The organism is Bradyrhizobium genosp. SA-3, from assembly GCF_004212635.1.
Taxonomy (GTDB): Bacteria; Pseudomonadota; Alphaproteobacteria; order Rhizobiales; family Xanthobacteraceae; genus Bradyrhizobium.
Map to the genome: position 1 here is coordinate 24,835 of NZ_PSRT01000013.1, position 19,808 is coordinate 44,642.

A 19,808-nucleotide genomic window follows, 5' to 3' on the forward strand; every position below is an offset into this window, starting at 1 on the left:
CCTGCGGCGCGGTTTAATGAAACATAGTGCCTGCTGGCATTGACAGCAAGCCGCCGTGGTGTCTTTCTATGAATTATAATTCTAAATTCGGGGAGGCGTCCGTGAGCGAGGGATCCTACAACGCGGTGACCTGGCTGCTCGACCGTAACGTCGAGGAGGGCAGGGGAGGCAAGCTCGTCTTCGACGATACCGTCTCGCGGCTCACCTATGGCGAGCTGCAGCGTGAGAGCCGCCGCGCCGCCAACATGCTGCGCCGGCTCGGCGTTCGCCGCGAGGAGCGCGTGGCGATGATCATGCTTGATACGGTCGATTTCCCGATCGTGTTCCTCGGCGCGATCCGCGCCGGCATCGTGCCGGTGCCGCTCAACACGCTGCTGACCGCCGACCAATACGCCTACATCCTCGCCGACTGCCGCGCGCGCGTGCTGTTCGTGTCCGAGGCGCTCTATCCCGTCATCAAGGACGTCGTCGGCCGCATGCCCGATCTCGAGCATGTCGTGGTCTCCGGCGCCAAGCAGAATGGCCACAAGCAGCTCGCCGAGGAGATCGCCGGCGAGAGCGATCAGTTCGCCACCGCCGCGACGCATTCCGATGAGCCGGCGTTCTGGCTGTATTCCTCGGGCTCGACCGGCATGCCCAAGGGCGTGCGCCATCTGCATTCGAACTTGCAGGCGACCGCCGACACCTACGCAAAACAGGTGCTCGGCATCCGCGAGAGCGACGTCTGCCTGTCCGCGGCAAAGCTGTTCTTCGCCTATGGTCTCGGCAATGCGCTGACCTTCCCGATGTCGGTCGGTGCCACGGTGATCCTGAACAGCGAGCGGCCGACACCCGCGCGCATGTTCGACCTGATGAATCGTTACAACCCCTCGATCTTCTACGGCGTGCCGACGTTGTTCGCGGCCATGCTCAACGACGAAACCATGAAGGCCGAGCGCTGCGGCAAGGCGCTTCGCATCTGCACCTCGGCCGGCGAGGCGCTGCCGGAATCCGTCGGCAACAGCTGGAAGTCGCGCTTCGGTGTCGACATTCTCGACGGCGTCGGCTCGACCGAGCTGCTCCACATCTTCCTGTCGAACGCGCCCGGCGACATCAAGTATGGCTCCTCGGGCAAGCCGGTGCCGGGCTATGCGGTGCGGCTCGTCAACGAGGCCGGCCAGGATGTGGCCGACGGCGAGGTCGGCGAACTCCTGGTCGATGCCCCCTCCGCGGGCGAGGGTTATTGGAATCAGCGTCACAAAAGCCGCCGCACCTTCGAGGGACCGTGGACGCGGACCGGCGACAAATATGTCAGGGATGCCGAGGGCCGCTACACCTTCTGTGGCCGCGCCGACGACATGTTCAAGGTCTCCGGCATCTGGGTCTCGCCCTTCGAGGTCGAGAGCGCGCTGATCACGCACCCGGCGGTGCTGGAAGCCGCCGTGGTGCCGGAAGCCGATCCCGAAGGCCTGCTGAAGCCGAAGGCCTTTGTCGTGCTGCGCCCCGGCGCAACGACGAACGATCTTCAGGAGATGCTGAAGGAGCACGTCAAGCAGAAGATCGGCCCGTGGAAATATCCGCGCTGGATCGATGTGGTGGACTCGCTGCCGAAGACGGCGACCGGGAAGATCCAGCGGTTCAAGCTGCGGGAAGGGGCGAATTGATGCTGGGTGCTGAGCGCACCGCACTCGCCGCGCCTTACCCTCCCCTGGAGGGGGAGGGTCGCTTCGCATGGAGCAAAGCGCAATGCGAAGCGGGGTGGGGTGATCTCTCCACGCGGGCACCGCATCCGTGGAGAGACTGTCACCCCACCCCGCTTCACATCTCGCTACGCTCGCTGTGAATCGACCCTCCCCCTCCAGGGGAGGGTGGGCATCTCGGCAGCGGCTAGGAATGGGAATTCGACCATGATCAACCTCACCCCCACCGGCTTTCTCAGCATCGGCGATGCCCGCCTCGAATACAAATGGCTCGCGCCGCTGAACCCGGACGCGCCCACCATCGTCATGCTGCATGAAGGTCTCGGCTCGGTCGGGCAGTGGGGCGACTTTCCGGACAAGCTTTGGCAAGCCACAGGCGCCGGCATCTTCGTCTATTCGCGCGCCGGCTACGGCCAGTCGAGCAAGGTGACGCTGCCGCGGCCGCTCGACTACATGCAGCGCGAGGCGCTGGATGTGCTGCCGAAGCTGCTCGACGCGATCTCCTTCAAGCGCGGCCTCCTGCTCGGCCATTCCGACGGCGCCTCGATCGCGACGATCTATGCCGGCGCGCATCAGGATCATCGCCTTAGCGGTCTCGTGCTGATCGCGCCGCATTACATCGTCGAGGACATCTCGGTGAAATCGATCTCTGCGATCAAGACCGCCTACGAGTCCACGGACCTCAAGGCAAAGCTCGCGCGCTGGCATCAGGATGTCGACAACGCCTTCTACGGCTGGAACGGCGCCTGGCTCGATCCAAAATTCCGCGACTGGGACATCTCGGAATATCTCGCCTACATCCGCGTTCCCGTCATGGTCCTGCAGGGCATGGACGACCAATATGGCACCCTGCGTCAGGTCGAGATTGCGCAGCAGGAGTGCTACTGCCCGGTCGACGTGAAAATCATTTCAGGCGCGGGGCATTCCCCGCATCGCGAGGCGCCGGCGGCGACGCTTCAGGCGATCGAGCAATTTGCGACAGCGGCTCTGCGCGACGATCAGGGACTGCAAGGACGTGCCGCATGATGGCGGTAGCGGCGTAACACGTCCAAGACCCGCCCAGACCGGAGCGGGCTCGCAGCATCAGCGCGTTCTTGGCCCCGCGGCCATGAAACAAAGTGCATGTGATGGCCGCTAGGGGCTAGACGCATTCAAAAAGATGCACTATTGTGCATCTAACGCTACGGCGAAAATGCATAATCAAGCTCAGGGGTGTGACCCATGGCCGGGGAAGATCGGCGCCTCGCAGGCGGCGCGACATTCATCGATTTCCAGACTGACCCGTCCCGCTACCGGCATTGGAAGCTCGCGGTCGATGGTGACGTCGCGACGCTGACCATGGACGTCGACGAGAATGGCGGCCTGTTCGAGGGCTATCTGCTCAAGCTCAATTCCTACGATCTCGGTGTCGACATCGAGCTCGCGGATGCGATCCAACGGCTGCGCTTCGAGCATCCCGAGGTGAAGGTCGTCGTGATGCGCTCGGCCAAGAACCGCGTGTTCTGCGCCGGCGCCAACATCCGCATGCTCGCCGGCTCCACCCACGCCCACAAGGTCAATTTCTGCAAGTTCACCAACGAGACCCGCAACGGCATGGAGGACTCCTCGGAGAATTCCGGCCAGCGCTTCATCACCGTGGTGAACGGCTCGGCGGCCGGCGGCGGCTATGAGCTCGCGCTTGCGACCGATCACATCATCCTCGCCGATGACGGCTCGTCCGCTGTTGCGCTGCCCGAAGTGCCGCTGCTCGCGGTGCTGCCCGGCACCGGCGGGCTGACACGCGTCGTCGACAAGCGAAAAGTGCGCCGCGACCACGCCGATTTCTTCTGCACCATCGAGGAGGGCGTGAAGGGCAAGCGCGCCGTGCAATGGCGCCTCGTCGACGAGATCGCGCCGAACTCGAAGCTCGAGGCCAAGATCACCGAGCGCGCCAAGGAATTCGCGGCCGCCTCGAAGCGCAAGGGCAGCGGCAAGGGCATCGCGCTGACGCCGCTCAAGCGCCTGATCGACGAGACCAGCATCCGCTACGGCTTCGTCACGGTCGACATCGATCGCACAGCGCGCATCGCCACCATCTCGATCAAGGCGCCGGAAGCAGCGCCGCCGACCGACATCGACGGCATGATGGCGCAAGGGGCGTCGTTCTGGCCGCTCCAGCTCGCGCGCGAGCTCGACGACGCCATTCTGCACTTGCGCATCAACGAGCTCGAGATCGCCATGCTGGTATTCAAGAGCCATGGCGACCGCGCCCACGTGCTTGCCAGCGACGCCTTCCTCGAAGCCAACAAGGCGCACTGGCTGGTCAACGAAATCAGGCACTACTGGAAGCGAGTGCTCAAGCGCATCGACGTCACCTCGCGCACGCTGGTGACGCTGGTCGAGCCCGGCTCCTGCTTTGCCGGCACGCTCGCCGAGCTCGTGTTCGCCGCCGACCGCTCCTACATGCTGATCGGCACGCGCCAGGGCGACAATCGCCCGCCGCCGTCGATCGAGCTGTCCGCGATGAATTTCGGCCCGTATCCGATGAGCCACGGCCTGACGCGGCTTCAATCGCGCTTCCAGGCCGATCCGTCCGACGTGGAGCGCGCGGAGGCGACGCTCGGCACCGCGCTCGACGCCGAGCAGGCGGAAGAGCTCGGTCTCGTCACCTTCGCGCTCGACGACATCGACTGGGATGATGAAGTCCGCGTCTTCCTGGAGGAGCGCGCCAGCTTCTCGCCCGACAGCCTCACCGGCATGGAAGCGAGCCTGCGCTTCGTCGGCCCCGAGACGATGGAATCGAAGATCTTTGCGCGCCTGACGGCTTGGCAGAACTGGATCTTCCAGCGCCCCAACGCTGTCGGCGAGGAAGGCGCACTGCGCCGTTACGGCAGCGGCCAGAAGCCGAAATTCGATATGACACGGGTGTAACGATTTTCCTGTCCCGGGTGCGGCGCAGCACGAAGTGATGCGACGCAGAACCGGGACCCAGACGGGCCAGAAAATGGGTCCCGGCTCTGCAGCGCACCGCTTCGCGCTGCGCAGCGTCCGGGACACGGGACAGACCAAGGAGCACGGCCATGAACATGAACATCATGAACGTCGACTACTCGACCAAGATTCCGAACAACGTGAACCTCGCCGAAGACCGTCAGGTGCTCAAAGCGCTGGAAGGCTGGCACCCCGGCTACATGGACTGGTGGAGCGACATGGGGCCCGAGGGCTTCCAGGAATCGCTGGTGTACTTGCGCACCGCTTACTCCGTCGATCCGCGCGGCTGGGCCAAGTTCGACTATGTCCGCATGCCCGAATATCGCTGGGGCATCCTGCTTGCGCCGCAGGAAGAGAACCGCGTCGTGCCGTTCGGTGAACATTATGGCGAGCCGGCCTGGCAGGAAGTCCCGGGCGAGCACCGTGCCATGCTACGCCGCCTGATCGTGATCCAGGGCGACACCGAGCCCGCCTCGGTCGAGCAGCAGCGCCATCTCGGCAAGACCGCGCCCTCGCTCTACGACATGCGCAATTTGTTCCAGGTCAATGTCGAGGAAGGTCGCCATCTCTGGGCGATGGTCTACCTGCTGCAAAAGTATTTTGGCCGCGACGGACGTGAAGAAGCGGATGATTTGCTGCGCCGACGCTCCGGCGATGCCGACGCGCCGCGCATGTTGGGCGCCTTCAACGAGGCGACGCCGGATTGGCTGTCCTTCTTCATGTTCACCTACTTCACCGACCGCGACGGCAAGATGCAGCTGCACTCACTCGCGCAGTCCGGTTTCGATCCGCTGTCGCGCACCTGCCGCTTCATGCTGACGGAAGAGGCGCACCACATGTTCGTCGGCGAGACCGGCATCACCCGCGTCGTGCAGCGCACTTGCGATGCGATGCGCGAAGCCGGCATCACCGACCCCACCGACATCGCAAGAGTCCGCGCGCTCGGCGTGATCGACCTGCCGACCATCCAGAAGAAGCTGAACCTGCACTACACGCTGTCGCTCGACCTGTTCGGCTCGGAGGTCTCGACCAATGCGGCCAATGCCTTCAATGCCGGCATCAAGGGCCGCTACCACGAGACCCAGATCGAGGACGACCACCAGCTCAAGAACGCCACTTATCCGGTGCTGAAGTTCATCAACGGCGAGATCAAGCTGGTCGACGAGCCCGCACTGACCGCGCTCAACATGCGCCTGCGCGACGATTACAGCCAGGACTGTGTCAAGGGCATGCTGCGCTGGAACAAGGTGATCTCGACCGCGGGCTACGACTACAAGCTGACCCTGCCCAATGTCGCTTTCCACCGCCACATCGGCGAGTTCAAGGATATCCACGCCACGCCCGACGGCATCCTGATCGACGAGGCCACCTGGGCGAAGCGCAAGGACGAATGGCTGCCGTCGACGAGCGACGGCGACTTCATCACCTCCCTGATGAAGCCCGTCACCGAAACCGGCAAGTTCGCCTCCTGGATCTCGCCGCCGAAGGTCGGCATCGACAACAAGCCCGGCGATTTCGAGTATGTGAAGATCGAGTCTTAAGGGCTGTAACGCCGACTCATACTCCATCGTCGTCCCGGACAAGCAAACGCCTGGCAACGCAGTTGCCAGGCGTTTGCGCAGATCCGGGACCCATAACCACAGAAAGAAGTCGTGTCGCTAGTTGCCAACTCCGAGCCTTCGCCAAACCAAATCCTGTGGTTATGGGTCCCGGATCAGCGCTCACTCTGGACAACGCTTCGCGTTGCCAAGAGTTCGCTTGTCCGGGACGACACATGCGTTTGAGGCGCGATAAAACGCCCCTCAACTATCCCACCCGCTCCCCTTGATCCCCGGGTTCGCATAGACGATGCCGCCATCGACCGCGATGGTCGCGCCCACCACGTAATCCCCCGCGCGCGAGGCGAGATAGATCGCGGCGCCCGCCATGTCCTCGTCGGTGCCGATGCGGCCCGCGGGCACGCGCGTTGCGACCTCGTCACCATGATCGCGCGCGGCGCGGTTCATGTCGGACTGGAACGGGCCCGGCGCGATCGCCGTGACCACGACATGGTCGGAGATCAGCTTCACCGCCATGCGCCGGGTCAGATGGATCAGCCCGGCCTTGCTCGCGGCATAGGAATAGGTCTCCATCGGATTGACGAAGATGCCGTCGATCGAGGCGATGTTGATCACCTTCGCCGGCCGTTCGGCGGAGGCTGCCGCGCGCAAGGGGCCGGCCAGCGCCTTGGTCAGGAAGAACGGCGCCTTCACATTCAGATTCATCACCTTGTCCCAGCCGCTTTCGGGGAATTCGTCGAACGCCGCGCCCCAGGCCGCGCCGGCATTGTTGACGAGAATGTCGAGCTTCGGCTCGCGCTTCCCAAATTCGCTGGCCAGCAGCTCGGCGCCGGCAACCGTGGAGATGTCGATCGGCAGCGCGATGCATTCGCCGTCATATCGCGCGGTGAGCTCCTTCGCGGTCTCCTCGCACGGCCCCGCCTTGCGCGCGGTGATGTAGACCTTTGCCGCACCGGCGCTGAGAAATCCCGCCGCGATCATCTTGCCGATGCCACGCGAGCCGCCGGTCACGAGCGCGACGCGGCCTTTGAGCGAGAACAGATCGTTGAACATGGTGCCTCCCTTGGGTTGCCATCGGTTGTGAGCGGGGCGAGGAGGGGAGTCAATCTTCGTCGTTTTCGATTGTAGCGCGACGCCGCATCAACCCACTCGGTGTCGTCCCGGCGAAGGCCGGGACCCATAACCACAGGGAAAGGTTTGGCGAAGACTCCTCGTTCGGTACGGCTTCCGCTCACAATCGATGGATCACGCGGTATGGGTCCCGGCCCCCGTGCGCAATTGCGCACTAGGCCGGGACGACGATGACGGGTTGATGCTACGCCGCCGCAATCCTGCGAAATCCGTTCCACATCGCGGTCGCGGCGCCCGAGGTCAGCACCGGCAGAATCCGCCTGTCCTGGTAGTTGCCGTTGAGCGAGACGCGCGGCAGCGCGGTCATGTGGCCGGCGTTCTCGGCGAACAGCATGCCGGGCCGCGTCGTCACCGCGGTCTTGAATCCGGCTGCCGCAGCGAGCGCGAATTCGCGCTCACCGGCCGCTTCACGGTCGCCATAGGGATAGGCAAAATGCAGCACGGGGCGCTCCAGCGCCTGTTCGATCCGTGCGCGGCTCATCGCCATTTCCTGCGTGGCGATCTCCTCCGTCTGTTTGGCGAGATTGCTATGGCTGATGCTGTGCGCGCCGATCGTGACCAGGGGATCGGCGGCCAACCTCTTCACCTCGTCCCAGGACAGACAGAGGCTGCGGCACAGCGCTTCCATGTCGACGTCATGCTTGGTGCAGAGCGCCTCGATCTCGCGCTTGAGGTCATGTTCGTTCGGCAGCGCGCGCAGCCAGTCGTGCAGGCGGTCGAACGCCGCCTGCTTGGCCGCAAGCGTCGTCGCATCGAGCCGCAACGCGGACTTGCCGATCTGCACGTCAATGTGCTCGGCCTTGGCGATTATGGCTTCCAGCGCCGTCCACCACAGACGTCCGTTGCCCTCGGCAAAATCGCTTGCGACATAGACCGCCAAAGGCGCGTCAAATTCGCGCAGCACCGGCAGCGCATAGTCCAGATTGTCGCGATAGCCGTCGTCGAGCGTGAAGGCGGCGAACCGGCGGGCGAACCGGCCCTGCGCCAGCCGCTCATGCAGCTCGTCCATGCCGACGATGTCGATGTCGCGCGAGCGCAAATGGCACAGGGTCGCGCGCAGGAAATCGGGGGTGACTTCGAGATGCCGGTTCGGCTGGAACGCAGCCTTACGGGCCGGCCGCACGTGATGCAGCATGAAAATGGCACCGACGCCCGACAAGAGCGGGCGCAACAGATGGTGCGCCCCGCTGAAATAGAGTGCTTCCAGCCCGGCGCGGATGACGTTGTTGCGGAGTTGTTTCATTGCAGGCTGGCGGACCCCCGGGCATTCCGCCCACAACTTACGGACGGACCCTTGAAGAAAAAGTTATTCCGGTTGTCCACCCAGGGCCTCCACAAGGGCACCATTTCCGGTTTGACAGCCTGCCAAGGGTTTGTTTTGTCTCCGGTTCCAGAGTTCGGGTCGTCGAATGCAGAAGCTTTTCAGGTGGGCCAGCAAATGGTGGCCGGGGCTGATTCCCCTGGCCGTCATGTGGGGATTTGCGGCCTGGAATAACACCTTGCCGGTCGAGGCGGACCTGTCGGCCCGCAGCTCGGCGGCGCTGAAGGATACCGTTTTGGACAAGACCAGGATCGCGGTCGACGGCCGCGACGTCAGCCTGGCCGCGGATGCCTTCTCCGAGGAGGGGCGCCGCGACGCCGTGATGGCGGTCGAAACCGTCCCCGGCGTGCGGCTGGTCGACGATCGGACCCGCCTTGTTCCTGAGGCCAAACCCTTCGTCTGGAATGCCGAACGTGATGTGGTGCGGGTGACCCTGTCGGGCTCCGCGCCGCTGCCCTCGATGCGGGCGCGGCTGACCGAGGCGGCGCGCAAGGAAGTTGTCGGCGTCGAGGTGGCCGATCAGATGGGTCTGGCGCGCGGTGCGCCGCCACGGTTCGAGGCTGCCGCGACGTTGCTGCTCGATCAGATCGGCAAGCTCAAGGACGGCAAGATCACGATCACGGACACCAAGGTCAATCTGTCGGGCATGGCGCGCGAGCTCGGCGGTCGCGAGGCGATTGCGGCCGCGCTGAAGAACCTGCCCGAGGGTTTTTCGATCGCCGCCAACGACGTCAGGGCGCCGCCCTACATCTTCCAGGCCTACAAGGATCCGGTGGCCGCGACGGTGACGCTGACAGGCTACGTTCCGGACAACACCATCCACGCCGCGATCGCAACCAGCGCCTCGCGGAAGTTCTTCAACGAAAAGGTCGTCGACAATCTCAAGGCCAGCATCGGCGCGCCCGGCGCCTTCAACACCGCCGTGGTCGCAGCGCTCGGCGCGCTGTCTCGGCTGTCCACCGGCACGCTCGTGGTCTCGGATCGCGAGGTGAAGCTGTCGGGCGATGCGCTCTACGAGGGTGCCGCCAATGACATCCGCGCGGGGCTCGGCAAGGACTTTCCGAAGAACTGGCAATACAAGCCGGAGATCACGGTGAAGCCTGCCGCAGGCCCCGTCGACGGCACCGTGTGCCAGCAATTGTTCTCGGACCTCCTGGCCAAGGGCAAGATCCGCTTCGCGGCGAAGCGCGCCGACATCGATCCGGATTCCGCCGGCATTCTCGACCATCTGATCGAGACGGCGTTGCGCTGCCCCACCACCAATATCGAGGTCGTCGGGCATACCGATGCCGACGGCGAGGACTCCTTCAACCAGGCTCTCTCGGAGAAGCGCGCGCAGGCGGTGATCGATTATCTGGTCAAGGCCGGCCTGCCTGCCAGCCGCTTCACTGCGGTTGGCCACGGCAGCACGCAGCCCCTCGCCGGCAACGACACCGACGAGGGCAAGGCGCAGAACCGCCGCATCGAATTTCTGGTGAGGTGACGATGCCCTATCTCGTCTCGTTCCATATGGGCTGGCTGATCGGCTCGCTGTTGCTGGGCTTCTGCATGGGCTGGATCTCGGTGGTCCAGCGCGGCAACGGCACCTCGAAGGTGACCGCGCGGTGGCTCGCCGCGCTTGCCGCGGGTCTGGTCGCAGCGTCGTTGGCGCATGTGGTCCCCGGCCGTTTCGGCTACTGGCTCGACCTCGGCCTGATCATGTTCGCATGCTATCTCGTGGGTTGCGCCATCGGTGCATGGCTACGCGACCGGGTGGTCTCGCGAAGCGCACCGCCGGCTGCGCTGTGATGTTGCCGTGCACCCTCACTCCCAGGCATGAGGTGCGCGTCCGCCGCGGCCTTTCGGCACATCAGAAATCCGTGACCAGCCGCTTCGATGCCCCCCTTTCAACGGGCCGGCGCGCCCCATAGATTGACGTCGGCTTAAGCCGTGACGGAACATTGTGCGGTTGAAATCATCAAAACTTCATGGCGTCTGCGCAGGATTGCCAAGGAGATTCGCGTCAAGCCTTGCCGCCGAAAGCGCCAAACCGTGCACCAGGAGCCCGCAACCCTGCCTAAAATATTGAAGGCACGTGTTTTTGTTCGAATTGGCGAATTCCACTTCGTCCCAAAACGCGCTAGTGGAGGGGCAGGGGGCATGCGCGATGCCGGAGCCGGCGGCGAGGGGTCGTTGGGTGCCTGTGCGTCGTTCGCCTGTCCGCCGGCCACCCTGGCCGCTGAAGCGTTGTTCGAGGTCTAGATGCTGGAAGCCATACGCAGGGCGATGACGTTTCTGCGCCAGAAGCAAGTCCTGCATAAGCTTGGAGTTGTGATCAGCGTCGCGGTCATCGGCATCGCTTGCTATGTGCTCTACCACATGCTGCGCGGCATCGATCGCAACGAGGTTCTCGAGGCGATCAAGAGCACCGAGCCGAGCCAGATTGCGATGGCGGCGCTGTTCGTGGCTGCGGGCTATTTCACCCTGACCTTCTACGACCTGTTCGCCACGCGCGCGATCGGGCACACCCACGTGCCCTACCGGATCAACGCGCTCGCCGCCTTCACCAGCTATTCGATCGGCCATAATGTCGGCGCCAGCGTCTTCACCGGCGGCGCGGTGCGCTACCGCATCTATTCGGCCTATGGACTGAACGCGATCGACGTCGCAAAAATCTGCTTTCTTGCCGGCCTGACCTTCTGGCTCGGCAATGCCGCCGTGCTCGGCCTCGGCATCTCCTACCATCCGGAGGCCGCCGCCGCGATCGACCAGCTGCCGCCCTGGCTGAACCGGACGCTGGCGATGATGATCATCGTGGGGCTGGTCGCCTATGTGGTCTGGGTCTGGACCCAGCCGCGGGTGGTCGGCCGCGGGCCCTGGACCGTGGTGCTGCCGGGCGGCCCGCTGACGCTGCTCCAGATCGCGATCGGCATCGTCGATCTCGGCTTCTGCGCGCTCGCGATGTACGTGCTGGTCCCGGACGAACCCAATCTCGGCTTCGTCGTGGTCGCGGTGATCTTCGTCTCGGCGACATTGCTCGGCTTTGCCAGCCATTCGCCCGGAGGCCTTGGCGTGTTCGACGCCGCCATGCTGGTCGGCCTCTGGCAGATGGACCGTGAGGAGCTTCTGGGCGGGATGCTGCTGTTCCGCGTCCTCTATTATCTGTCCCCCTTCGTCATATCTGTAATCTTGCTGACGTTTCGCGAAGTTATCATCGGCGCACGTTCGAAGCGCTTGCAGCAGGCGGCGCTCAAGCTCGATCCCGGCCCTGCGCGTGAGGCCGCTTATGTGAGAGAGCGCAGCGACAGCGGCGCCTGACCGGCGCAAGCCTTTAAGGAGAAGGCCTCCCCGATGGCGATCGACGCCCCATCTTCTCCCAACACCCAGCCCTGGTCCGATCGGCTGCGGCACTCGACCATCATTTTGATCGCTGCGGCGCTGGCGCTGTCGCTGGTGGTCTCGCTGGGCGAATTGTCGGCGCTTCACGCCGCGATCGTGTTCCTCTGCATCGCAGCCGCGGCGCTGATCCCATGGCGCCTGCACGATCCCACAGCCTCGCGCGATGACGTCAGGCGCATCAACCCGGTCGAGAGCGCGGCGGTGGCCGCCGTCGTCGCCGGCATGCCGGATCCTGCGGTGCTGCTCGACCGTGCCGGCCGCGTCATCCATCTCAATGCCGCCGCCGCCCAGCTTGCGCCGGCGCTGCGCAGGAACGAGCTCGCCCAGTTCGCGCTGCGCTCGCCGGAAATCATCACGGCCTTGCGCGAGGCGATCGCGACCACCGAGCCGCGGCGCGCGACATATCTCGACCATGTTCCGGTCGATCGCTGGATGGAGCTCATGATCACGCCGGTGCCGGTGCCGACCACCTTCGGCGGCGCCGACAAATGCATGCTGATGACCTTCCACGACCAGACGCCGCTGCGCCGGGTCGAGGAGATGCGGGCCGACTTCGTCGCCAATGCCAGCCACGAGCTGCGCACGCCGCTCGCCGCGCTGTCGGGCTTCATCGACACGCTCCAGGGCCAGGCCAAGGACGATCCAAAGGCGCGCGAGCGCTTCCTCGGCATCATGCACAATCAGGCCACCCGTATGGCGCGCCTGATCGACGATCTGCTGTCGCTGTCGCGCGTCGAGCTGTCGGCCCATGTCCGCCCCGACACGCTGGTCGACCTCTTGCCGATCATCCTCCAGGTCGCCGACGGGCTCGAGCCGCTGGCGCGGGAACGCCAGGTCGATGTCGAGACCGATCTGCCGGAAGCCCCCGTGATGATCGCGGGCGACCGCGAGGAGCTGCTTCGCCTGTTTGAGAACCTGATCGAGAATGCGCTCAAATACGGCGCCTCGGGCGGACGCGTCATCGTGTCGCTGACGTCAAGCGCGGCCACTGATGGAGCTCAGGAAATCCGGGCCATCGTCCGGGATTTCGGTCCGGGCATCGCACCGGAGCACCTGCCCCGGCTGACCGAGCGCTTCTACCGGGTCGATGTCGGCGACAGCCGTTCGCAGGGTGGAACCGGGCTCGGATTATCGCTGGTGAAACATATTCTTAACCGTCATCGCGGCCGGCTCCTGATCGAAAGCGTACCCAAACAGGGCGCCACTTTTACCGCTTGTTTTCCCCAGGCCAGGCCTCCGGCTTCGACGTGAAAATCATGCGATTTCAATCGCTTGAGGGTGTCATCCAGCTGTCACGAAACCTTCGTAAAAGCACAGCCGACCGCTCCTAAAGGGGCGGCGCGGGGAGCGCGATCGGGCGCGGATGGCGCTTCGCTCCCCTGTATGGAGACCAGCATGAATTTCCTCAAAACTATCGTCGCTGCCGGCTTGGTCGCCGCATCGACGACGGCGGCGTTTGCAGCCGACATCACGGGTGCCGGTGCGACATTCCCGTTCCCGATCTATTCGAAGTGGGCTGACGCCTACAAGAAGGAGACCGGCAACGGTCTGAACTACCAGTCGATCGGCTCGGGTGGCGGCATCAAGCAGATCCAGGCCAAGACCGTGACCTTCGGCGCCAGCGACGCGCCGCTCAAGGCCGAGCAGCTCGAGAAGGACGGCCTCGTCCAGTGGCCGATGGTGATGGGCGCCATCGTCCCCGTCGTCAACCTCGAGGGCGTGAAGCCCGGCGAACTGGTGTTCGACGGCGAGACGCTGGCCAACATCTATCTCGGCAAGATCACCAAGTGGGACGACGCCGCGATCAAGAAGCTCAATCCGAACGTGAAGCTGCCCGCGGAGGCGATCACCGTGGTCCGCCGTTCGGACGGTTCGGGCACCACCTTCAACTTCACCAACTACCTCTCCAAGGCCAGCGCGGACTGGAAGAGCAAGGTCGGTGAGGGCACCGCGGTCGAGTGGCCGGTCGGCGTCGGCGCCAAGGGCAACGAAGGCGTGTCGGGCAACATCAGCCAGACCAAGAACTCGATCGGCTATGTCGAGTACGCCTATGCCAAACAGAACAAGCTGACCTACACCGGTCTCGTCAACAAGGCCGGCAAGCCGGTGCAGCCGACCGTCGAGGCCTTCCAGGCCGCCGCCTCCAACGCCGATTGGGCCAAGGCTCCCGGCTATTACGTCATCCTGACCGACCAGCCCGGCGACAAGTCCTGGCCGATCACGGCGGCGACCTTCATCCTGATGCACAAGTCTGCGACGGACAAGGCTGCCTCCCAGGAAGCCATCAAGTTCTTCCGCTGGGCCTTCAAGAACGGCGGCAAGGCGGCTGAAGAGCTCGACTACATCCCGATGCCGGACAGCGTCGTCCAGCTGATCGAGAAAACCTGGGCTGCCGAGATCAAGAGCTGAAGCGAATGGCCCGGACGCGCTGCAGCGTGAAACGCTGCTGCGCGGCGCCGGGACCTACAAGAACCGGGCCCCGGATCAGCGTCGCACCGCTTCGTAGCTCGCGCCGTATCCGGGGCACAACTCCGGCAACAAGCGTATATAGAACGGGTACAGGGGATCGGCGTGGCAGAGATGGCTGTTCAGAGCGATGTAATCGACGACGCCGGACCGTATGACCGCGCCAAGGCCTTGAGCGCGTTCAAGCTCGGCGACGTCACCTTCTACTGGATCACGCGGCTGTCCGCGATCTCGGTGCTGCTGATCCTCGGCGGCATCATCATTTCGCTGATCGTCGGCGCCTTCCCCGCGATCAAGGAATACGGCCTGTCGTTCCTGTGGACGCAGCGCTGGGCGCCCTCGGCCGATCCGCCCGTGCTCGGCGCGCTCGGGCCGATGTACGGCACGCTCGTCACCTCCTTCATCGCGATGCTGATCGCCATTCCGGTCGGTCTCGGCATTGCGATCTTCCTCACCGAGCTCTGCCCGCAATGGCTGCGCCGCCCGATCGGCATGGCGATCGAGCTGCTCGCCGGCATTCCCTCGATCATTTACGGCATGTGGGGCTTCTTCGTGCTGGGCCCGTTCCTGGCCAACACCTTCCAGCCCTTCATGATCCGCGTCTTCGACGGCGTTCCGGTGCTGGGGGCGATCTTCGCAGGTCCTCCGTCCTATCTCAGTCTGTTCAATGCCGCGCTGATCCTCGCCATCATGGTGCTGCCCTTCATCACCTCGATCTCGGTCGACGTGTTCAAGACGGTGCCGCCGGTGCTGAAAGAGGCCGCCTACGGCGTCGGCTGCACCACTTGGGAAGTCGTCCGCAGCGTGGTGATCCCCTACACCCGGGTCGGCATCATCGGCGGCGTCATGCTGGCGCTGGGCCGCGCGCTCGGCGAGACCATGGCGGTGACCTTCATCATCGGCAACTCGTTCCGAATCTCCTCGTCGATCTTCGCGCCGGGCACCACGATCTCGGCGGCGATCGCCTCCGAGTTCGCCGAGAGTGACGGCCTGCACCAATCCGGCCTGATCCTGCTCGGCCTGCTCCTGTTCGTGCTGACGTTCTTCGTGCTCGCGGCCGCGCGGCTGATGCTGCTGCGTCTGGAACAGAAAGCGGGGAAGTGACATGAACCCGATTTACGCACGCCGTCGCCGCACCGACATCGTCATCCGCGGGCTCTGCATCGCTGCCGCCGCCTTCGGCGTCACCTGGCTCGCGCTGATCCTGATCACGCTGCTCTACAACGGCCTTAGCGGCCTGAACCTCCAGGTCTTCACCGAGAACACGCCGCCGCCCGGCGCGTCCGAAGGTGGCCTGCTCAACGCCATCGTCGGCTCGCTGATCATGACCGTGCTCGGCGTCGGCATCGGCGCGCCGCTCGGCCTATTCGCCGGCACCTATCTCGCCGAATACGGCCGCAACGACAAGCTGACCTCGGTGATCCGCTTCATCAACGACATCCTGTTGTCGGCGCCCTCGATCATCATCGGCCTGTTCATCTATGGCGCGGTGGTGGTGCCGATGCGCGGCTTCTCCGCGATCGCGGGTAGCCTCGCGCTCGCCGTCATCGTCATTCCGGTGGTGCTGCGCACCACCGAGGACATGCTGCTCCTGGTGCCGAACGCGCTGCGCGAGGCGGCTTCCGCGCTCGGCCTGCCGCGCTCGCTGGTGATCAAGCGCATCGCCTACCGCGCCGCGCGCTCCGGCCTCATCACCGGCGTGCTGCTCGCCACCGCCCGCGTCGCCGGCGAGACCGCGCCGCTGCTGTTCACCGCGCTGTCGAACCAGTTCTTCAGCCTGGGCCTGAACAAGACGATGGCCAACCTGCCCGTGACCATCAACAATTTCGTGCAGAGCCCCTACGCCTATTGGAAGCAGCTCGCCTGGAGCGGCGCACTGCTGATCACGCTCACCGTGCTCGCCCTGAACATTGGCGCCCGCATCCTCGGTGCCGAGAGGACCGCAAAATGACTGACCTGTCCGTATCCGTGAGTTCCAACGCTCACCTGGCCTCGCATCCGCTGCCGGAAGCGCCCGCCAAGGTGACGGTACGCAACCTCAACTTCTATTACGGCGAGCACCATGCGCTGAAGAACATCAACCTGACGCTCGGCACCAACCGCGTCACGGCGTTCATCGGCCCGTCGGGCTGCGGCAAGTCGACCCTGCTGCGCATCTTCAACCGGATGTACGATCTCTATCCGGGTCAGCGCGTCACCGGCCAGCTGATGCTCGACCAGACCAACATCCTCGACCCCAAGCTCGACCTCAATCTGCTGCGCGCCCGGGTCGGCATGGTGTTCCAGAAGCCGACGCCGTTCCCGATGACGATCTACGAGAACATCGCCTTCGGCATCCGCCTCTACGAGAAGATCTCGAAGTCGGAGATGGACGATCGGGTCGAGAAGGCGCTGCGCGGCGGTGCGCTGTGGAACGAGGTCAAGGACAAGCTCAACGCCTCGGGCCTGTCGCTTTCCGGCGGCCAGCAGCAGCGCCTCTGCATCGCCCGCACGGTCGCGGTGCGGCCTGAAGTGATCTTGTTCGACGAGCCCTGCTCGGCGCTCGATCCGATCTCGACCGCCAAGGTCGAAGAGCTGATTCAGGAACTGTCCGAAAACTACACGATCGCGATCGTCACCCACAACATGCAGCAGGCGGCGCGCGTCTCCGACAAGACCGCCTTCATGTATCTCGGCGAGCTGATCGAGTTCGACGACACCAGCAAGATCTTCACGTCGCCGAGCGACCGGCGTACGCAGGATTACATCACCGGCCGGTTCGGCTGAGGAGACGGGACATGGGTACTGAACATACCGCAAAGGCCTTCGACACCGACCTCCAGGAGCTCACCCGCCTGGTCGCCGAGATGGGCGGCATCGCCGAGCGCATGATCGTCGATTCCGTCGACGCGCTGATCCGCCGCGACGTCGCGCTCGGCCAGCGCGTCGTCACCACCGACGCCGAGCTCGACGCGCTGCAGAAGCGCATCGAGGAGCGCGCCGTGCTCACCATCGCCCGCCGCCAGCCGATGGCGGTGGATCTGCGCGAGATCGTCGGCGCCATGCGCGTTGCCACCGATCTCGAGCGCATCGGCGACCTCGCCAAGAACATGGGCAAGCGCGTTGCGGCGCTGGAGACGGACTTCCATCCACTCAAGCTGTTCCGCGGCCTGGAGCACATGACCGACCTCGTGCAGCAGCAGGTCAAGTCGGTGCTGGACGCCTATGCTGCGCATGATCTGCCGGCGGCAATGGCGGTGTGGAAGGGCGATGAGGAAGTCGACGCCATCTGCACCTCGCTGTTCCGCGAGCTCCTCACCTACATGATGGAGGATCCGCGTAACATCTCGTTCTGCATCCATCTGATGTTCTGCGCCAAGAACATCGAGCGGATCGGCGACCACGCCACCAACATCGCCGAGACCGTGTTCTACATGATCGAGGGACAGGCGATCACCGACAAGCGGCCGAAGGGCGATATGACGACCTTCGCCACGACGGTACCGAATACCTGAGGGAGCGACGACAACATGGGCGCACGCATCATGGTGGTTGAGGACGAGGAAGCTCTCACCGAGCTTCTCCGTTACAACCTCGAAGGCGACGGCTATGACGTGGAGACGGTGATGCGTGGCGACGACGCCGACACCCGCCTCAAGGAACACATCCCGGATCTGATCGTGCTCGACTGGATGCTGCCGGGACTGTCCGGCATCGAGCTGTGCCGGCGGCTGCGCACCCGTCCCGAGACCAAGCAGCTCCCGATCATCATGCTCACCGCGCGCGGCGAGGAGAGCGAGCGGGTGCGGGGTCTTGCGACCGGCGCCGACGACTACATCGTCAAGCCGTTCTCGGTGCCGGAGCTGCTCGCGCGCGTGAAGGGCCTTCTGCGGCGCGCAAGCCCGGAGCGGCTCGCCACCGTGCTCGCCTATGGCGACATCGAGCTCGATCGCGACAAGCGCCGCGTGGCGCGCTCGGGCCGGCCGATCGATCTCGGCCCGACCGAATATCGCCTGCTGGAGTTCTTCCTGGAGCATCCCGGCCGCGTGTTCTCGCGCGAGCAGCTGCTCGACAGCGTCTGGGGCCGCGACATCTATATCGACGAGCGCACCGTCGACGTCCATATCGGACGCCTGCGCAAGCTGCTCAATCTCGGCCGCGAGCAGGACCCGATCCGCACCGTCCGCGGCGCGGGTTATGCGCTGGATGATCGGTTTGCGAAGGCGGAGCAGACGTAAGGGTTTGGCGGGGGGCTTTAGCAGGCTACTGCCACACCCTCACTGTCGTCCCGGACAAGCGTAAGCGCAGATCCGGGACCAATAGCCACAGAGAGTGATTGTTGCGCGAAAAAGGTAACTCCGAGTCCCCGTAACCACAGCTTGCGGTGGCTATGGGTCCCGGATCTACGCGCGCTTGAGGCGCGCTCGTCCGGGACGACATCGGATTTGTTGCGCCGTCATCGCGTGACGGCTGCCGTTTCGATCTCAGAACAAACTCACCGCGTGCTCGGCTTGGCCGGCGCGCGCCGGCGATCCGCGGCCGGCTGATAGGCGACGCGCGAGTGCTGGGCACAGTAGGGCAGGCCGGACAGCGCCCTGCCGCCGCAGAAGAAGAAATCCGGGCTCGAGGGATCGCCGACCGGCCAGTGGCAGGTTGCCTCGTTCAATTCCAGCAGCGACAGCCGCTGGCTCATCGGCACCACGTTGTCGTAGGTGACCGGTTCGGCCTCCACCTCGACTTCGAAGGCCTGCGCCAGCGCGGTGTTGCCGCGCGAGATCGGCCGGGTCACCCGCATCATGTGCTGTGCTGGGCGCGCCTTGCGCGGCCGCGGCGCGGCCGAAGATGGGCTCTTGGCGCGGCCCGACAGGCCGAGCCTGTGCACTTTGCCGATCACGGCATTGCGGGTCACATTGCCGAGCTCGGCCGCGATCTGGCTGGCCGAAAGTCCGGCCTCCCAGAGCTTTTTCAGCTGCTCGACGCGATCGTCGGACCAGGTCAAAACCGTCATTGCACCCTTTCCCTCGCTGCGCGCCGCCATCCTGGGGCCTCACAGCGAATGCCTAAGCCTTGAAAAACCCGTGCCGCCAGAATCCCTTAAGGCTCGCCGGGCGCGCTACTGACGCCCGAACGTTTACGCCGGTACATGAGGACTTAGAGGATCAGAACCGCTGCACGAGATGTCGTATCTGACAGGCCAAACGCTACAATATGGCGTGACTCCCGCGCAAGAGTCCGCCGACTCGCTTCCACATGTTCCGTGGTGAAAACCCCGCAAAATCGGCACCGCAAGACTACGGATTCAGCGTTTCGCGAGGCTTTCCAGGC

General features: G+C 64.5%; 17 protein-coding genes. 14 read left to right on the forward strand and 3 right to left on the reverse strand.

Annotated elements, in window-relative coordinates; all coding sequences use genetic code 11:
* Positions 1 to 101 precede the first annotated feature (101 nt).
* From CWO91_RS06155 to boxB, 4 genes are all read left to right on the forward strand, one after another.
* Positions 102 to 1,643: a benzoate-CoA ligase family protein gene (locus tag CWO91_RS06155; RefSeq protein ID WP_130212668.1), complete on the forward strand. Its 1,542-nt coding sequence runs from the start codon at positions 102 to 104 to the stop codon at positions 1,641 to 1,643.
* 243 nt (positions 1,644 to 1,886) lie between these two features.
* Positions 1,887 to 2,705, forward strand: coding sequence for an alpha/beta fold hydrolase (locus CWO91_RS06160; protein WP_130212669.1), 819 nt, complete (start codon positions 1,887 to 1,889; stop codon positions 2,703 to 2,705).
* 195 nt (positions 2,706 to 2,900) lie between these two features.
* Positions 2,901 to 4,589: a 2,3-epoxybenzoyl-CoA dihydrolase gene (gene boxC / locus CWO91_RS06165; protein ID WP_130212670.1), complete on the forward strand. Its 1,689-nt coding sequence runs from the start codon at positions 2,901 to 2,903 to the stop codon at positions 4,587 to 4,589.
* A 149-nt stretch (positions 4,590 to 4,738) separates the two neighbouring features.
* Complete coding sequence (boxB, locus tag CWO91_RS06170) at positions 4,739 to 6,190, forward strand: benzoyl-CoA 2,3-epoxidase subunit BoxB (RefSeq protein WP_130212671.1); 1,452 nt, start codon at positions 4,739 to 4,741, stop codon at positions 6,188 to 6,190.
* 261 nt (positions 6,191 to 6,451) lie between these two features.
* On the opposite strand, the gene CWO91_RS06175 is transcribed toward boxB, so the two are convergent.
* Entirely contained in the window at positions 6,452 to 7,261 is an 810-nt protein-coding gene (locus CWO91_RS06175) for an SDR family oxidoreductase (RefSeq protein ID WP_130212672.1), read from the reverse strand.
* A gap of 262 nt (positions 7,262 to 7,523) precedes the next feature.
* Complete coding sequence (locus tag CWO91_RS06185) at positions 7,524 to 8,582, reverse strand: polysaccharide deacetylase family protein (protein ID WP_130212673.1); 1,059 nt, start codon at positions 8,580 to 8,582, stop codon at positions 7,524 to 7,526.
* Positions 8,583 to 8,748: 166 nt separating this feature from the next.
* On the opposite strand from CWO91_RS06185, the gene CWO91_RS06190 reads away from it, so the two are divergent.
* From CWO91_RS06190 to phoB, 10 genes are all read left to right on the forward strand, one after another.
* Positions 8,749 to 10,143 (forward strand): OmpA family protein, encoded by a 1,395-nt coding sequence (locus tag CWO91_RS06190; protein ID WP_130212674.1) that lies wholly within the window; start codon positions 8,749 to 8,751, stop codon positions 10,141 to 10,143.
* 2 nt (positions 10,144 to 10,145) lie between these two features.
* The gene (locus tag CWO91_RS06195) at positions 10,146 to 10,448 is read left to right on the forward strand and encodes a hypothetical protein (RefSeq protein WP_165405256.1); all 303 of its coding nucleotides are present in this window, start codon (positions 10,146 to 10,148) and stop codon (positions 10,446 to 10,448) included.
* Between the two features lie 453 nt (positions 10,449 to 10,901).
* Positions 10,902 to 11,957: a lysylphosphatidylglycerol synthase domain-containing protein gene (locus CWO91_RS06205; protein ID WP_130212677.1), complete on the forward strand. Its 1,056-nt coding sequence runs from the start codon at positions 10,902 to 10,904 to the stop codon at positions 11,955 to 11,957.
* A 33-nt stretch (positions 11,958 to 11,990) separates the two neighbouring features.
* Positions 11,991 to 13,289 (forward strand): ATP-binding protein, encoded by a 1,299-nt coding sequence (locus tag CWO91_RS06210; protein ID WP_130212678.1) that lies wholly within the window; start codon positions 11,991 to 11,993, stop codon positions 13,287 to 13,289.
* Positions 13,290 to 13,433: 144 nt separating this feature from the next.
* Positions 13,434 to 14,447, forward strand: coding sequence for a phosphate ABC transporter substrate-binding protein PstS (gene pstS, locus CWO91_RS06215; protein ID WP_091885397.1), 1,014 nt, complete (start codon positions 13,434 to 13,436; stop codon positions 14,445 to 14,447).
* 171 nt (positions 14,448 to 14,618) lie between these two features.
* Positions 14,619 to 15,608, forward strand: coding sequence for a phosphate ABC transporter permease subunit PstC (gene pstC, locus CWO91_RS06220; RefSeq protein ID WP_164934782.1), 990 nt, complete (start codon positions 14,619 to 14,621; stop codon positions 15,606 to 15,608).
* 1 nt (position 15,609) lies between these two features.
* Complete coding sequence (pstA, locus tag CWO91_RS06225; protein WP_128955834.1) at positions 15,610 to 16,455, forward strand: phosphate ABC transporter permease PstA; 846 nt, start codon at positions 15,610 to 15,612, stop codon at positions 16,453 to 16,455.
* Complete coding sequence (gene pstB / locus CWO91_RS06230; RefSeq protein WP_130212679.1) at positions 16,452 to 17,270, forward strand: phosphate ABC transporter ATP-binding protein PstB; 819 nt, start codon at positions 16,452 to 16,454, stop codon at positions 17,268 to 17,270. Before pstA ends, pstB begins: the two co-directional genes overlap by 4 nt.
* 11 nt (positions 17,271 to 17,281) lie before the next feature.
* A complete protein-coding gene (gene phoU, locus CWO91_RS06235; protein ID WP_091884957.1) occupies positions 17,282 to 17,998 on the forward strand; it encodes a phosphate signaling complex protein PhoU in 717 nt (238 codons plus the stop codon).
* Between the two features lie 15 nt (positions 17,999 to 18,013).
* Positions 18,014 to 18,721 carry a phosphate regulon transcriptional regulator PhoB gene (gene phoB, locus CWO91_RS06240; RefSeq protein ID WP_008143479.1) on the forward strand — a complete coding sequence of 236 codons (708 nt, stop codon included), beginning with the start codon at positions 18,014 to 18,016 and terminating at the stop codon, positions 18,719 to 18,721.
* Between the two features lie 257 nt (positions 18,722 to 18,978).
* Here phoB and CWO91_RS06250 read toward each other — a convergent pair whose 3' ends face one another.
* Positions 18,979 to 19,491 carry a GcrA family cell cycle regulator gene (locus CWO91_RS06250; protein ID WP_091885401.1) on the reverse strand — a complete coding sequence of 171 codons (513 nt, stop codon included), beginning with the start codon at positions 19,489 to 19,491 and terminating at the stop codon, positions 18,979 to 18,981.
* Between the last annotated feature and the right edge of the window lie 317 nt (positions 19,492 to 19,808).

What these genes read in the sequence shown, in the direction of transcription:
- CWO91_RS06160 (WP_130212669.1), top strand. Translation starts at nt 1,887, where the DNA reads ATGATCAACCTCACCCCCACCGGCTTTCTCAGCATCGGCGATGCCCGC.
- boxC (WP_130212670.1), top strand. Translation starts at nt 2,901, where the DNA reads ATGGCCGGGGAAGATCGGCGCCTCGCAGGCGGCGCGACATTCATCGAT.
- boxB (WP_130212671.1), top strand. Translation starts at nt 4,739, where the DNA reads ATGAACATGAACATCATGAACGTCGACTACTCGACCAAGATTCCGAAC.
- CWO91_RS06175 (WP_130212672.1), bottom strand. Translation starts at nt 7,261, where the DNA reads ATGTTCAACGATCTGTTCTCGCTCAAAGGCCGCGTCGCGCTCGTGACC.
- CWO91_RS06185 (WP_130212673.1), bottom strand. Translation starts at nt 8,582, where the DNA reads ATGAAACAACTCCGCAACAACGTCATCCGCGCCGGGCTGGAAGCACTC.
- CWO91_RS06190 (WP_130212674.1), top strand. Translation starts at nt 8,749, where the DNA reads ATGCAGAAGCTTTTCAGGTGGGCCAGCAAATGGTGGCCGGGGCTGATT.
- CWO91_RS06195 (WP_165405256.1), top strand. Translation starts at nt 10,146, where the DNA reads ATGCCCTATCTCGTCTCGTTCCATATGGGCTGGCTGATCGGCTCGCTG.
- CWO91_RS06205 (WP_130212677.1), top strand. Translation starts at nt 10,902, where the DNA reads ATGCTGGAAGCCATACGCAGGGCGATGACGTTTCTGCGCCAGAAGCAA.
- CWO91_RS06210 (WP_130212678.1), top strand. Translation starts at nt 11,991, where the DNA reads ATGGCGATCGACGCCCCATCTTCTCCCAACACCCAGCCCTGGTCCGAT.
- pstS (WP_091885397.1), top strand. Translation starts at nt 13,434, where the DNA reads ATGAATTTCCTCAAAACTATCGTCGCTGCCGGCTTGGTCGCCGCATCG.
- pstC (WP_164934782.1), top strand. Translation starts at nt 14,619, where the DNA reads ATGGCTGTTCAGAGCGATGTAATCGACGACGCCGGACCGTATGACCGC.
- pstA (WP_128955834.1), top strand. Translation starts at nt 15,610, where the DNA reads ATGAACCCGATTTACGCACGCCGTCGCCGCACCGACATCGTCATCCGC.
- pstB (WP_130212679.1), top strand. Translation starts at nt 16,452, where the DNA reads ATGACTGACCTGTCCGTATCCGTGAGTTCCAACGCTCACCTGGCCTCG.
- phoU (WP_091884957.1), top strand. Translation starts at nt 17,282, where the DNA reads ATGGGTACTGAACATACCGCAAAGGCCTTCGACACCGACCTCCAGGAG.
- phoB (WP_008143479.1), top strand. Translation starts at nt 18,014, where the DNA reads ATGGGCGCACGCATCATGGTGGTTGAGGACGAGGAAGCTCTCACCGAG.
- CWO91_RS06250 (WP_091885401.1), bottom strand. Translation starts at nt 19,491, where the DNA reads ATGACGGTTTTGACCTGGTCCGACGATCGCGTCGAGCAGCTGAAAAAG.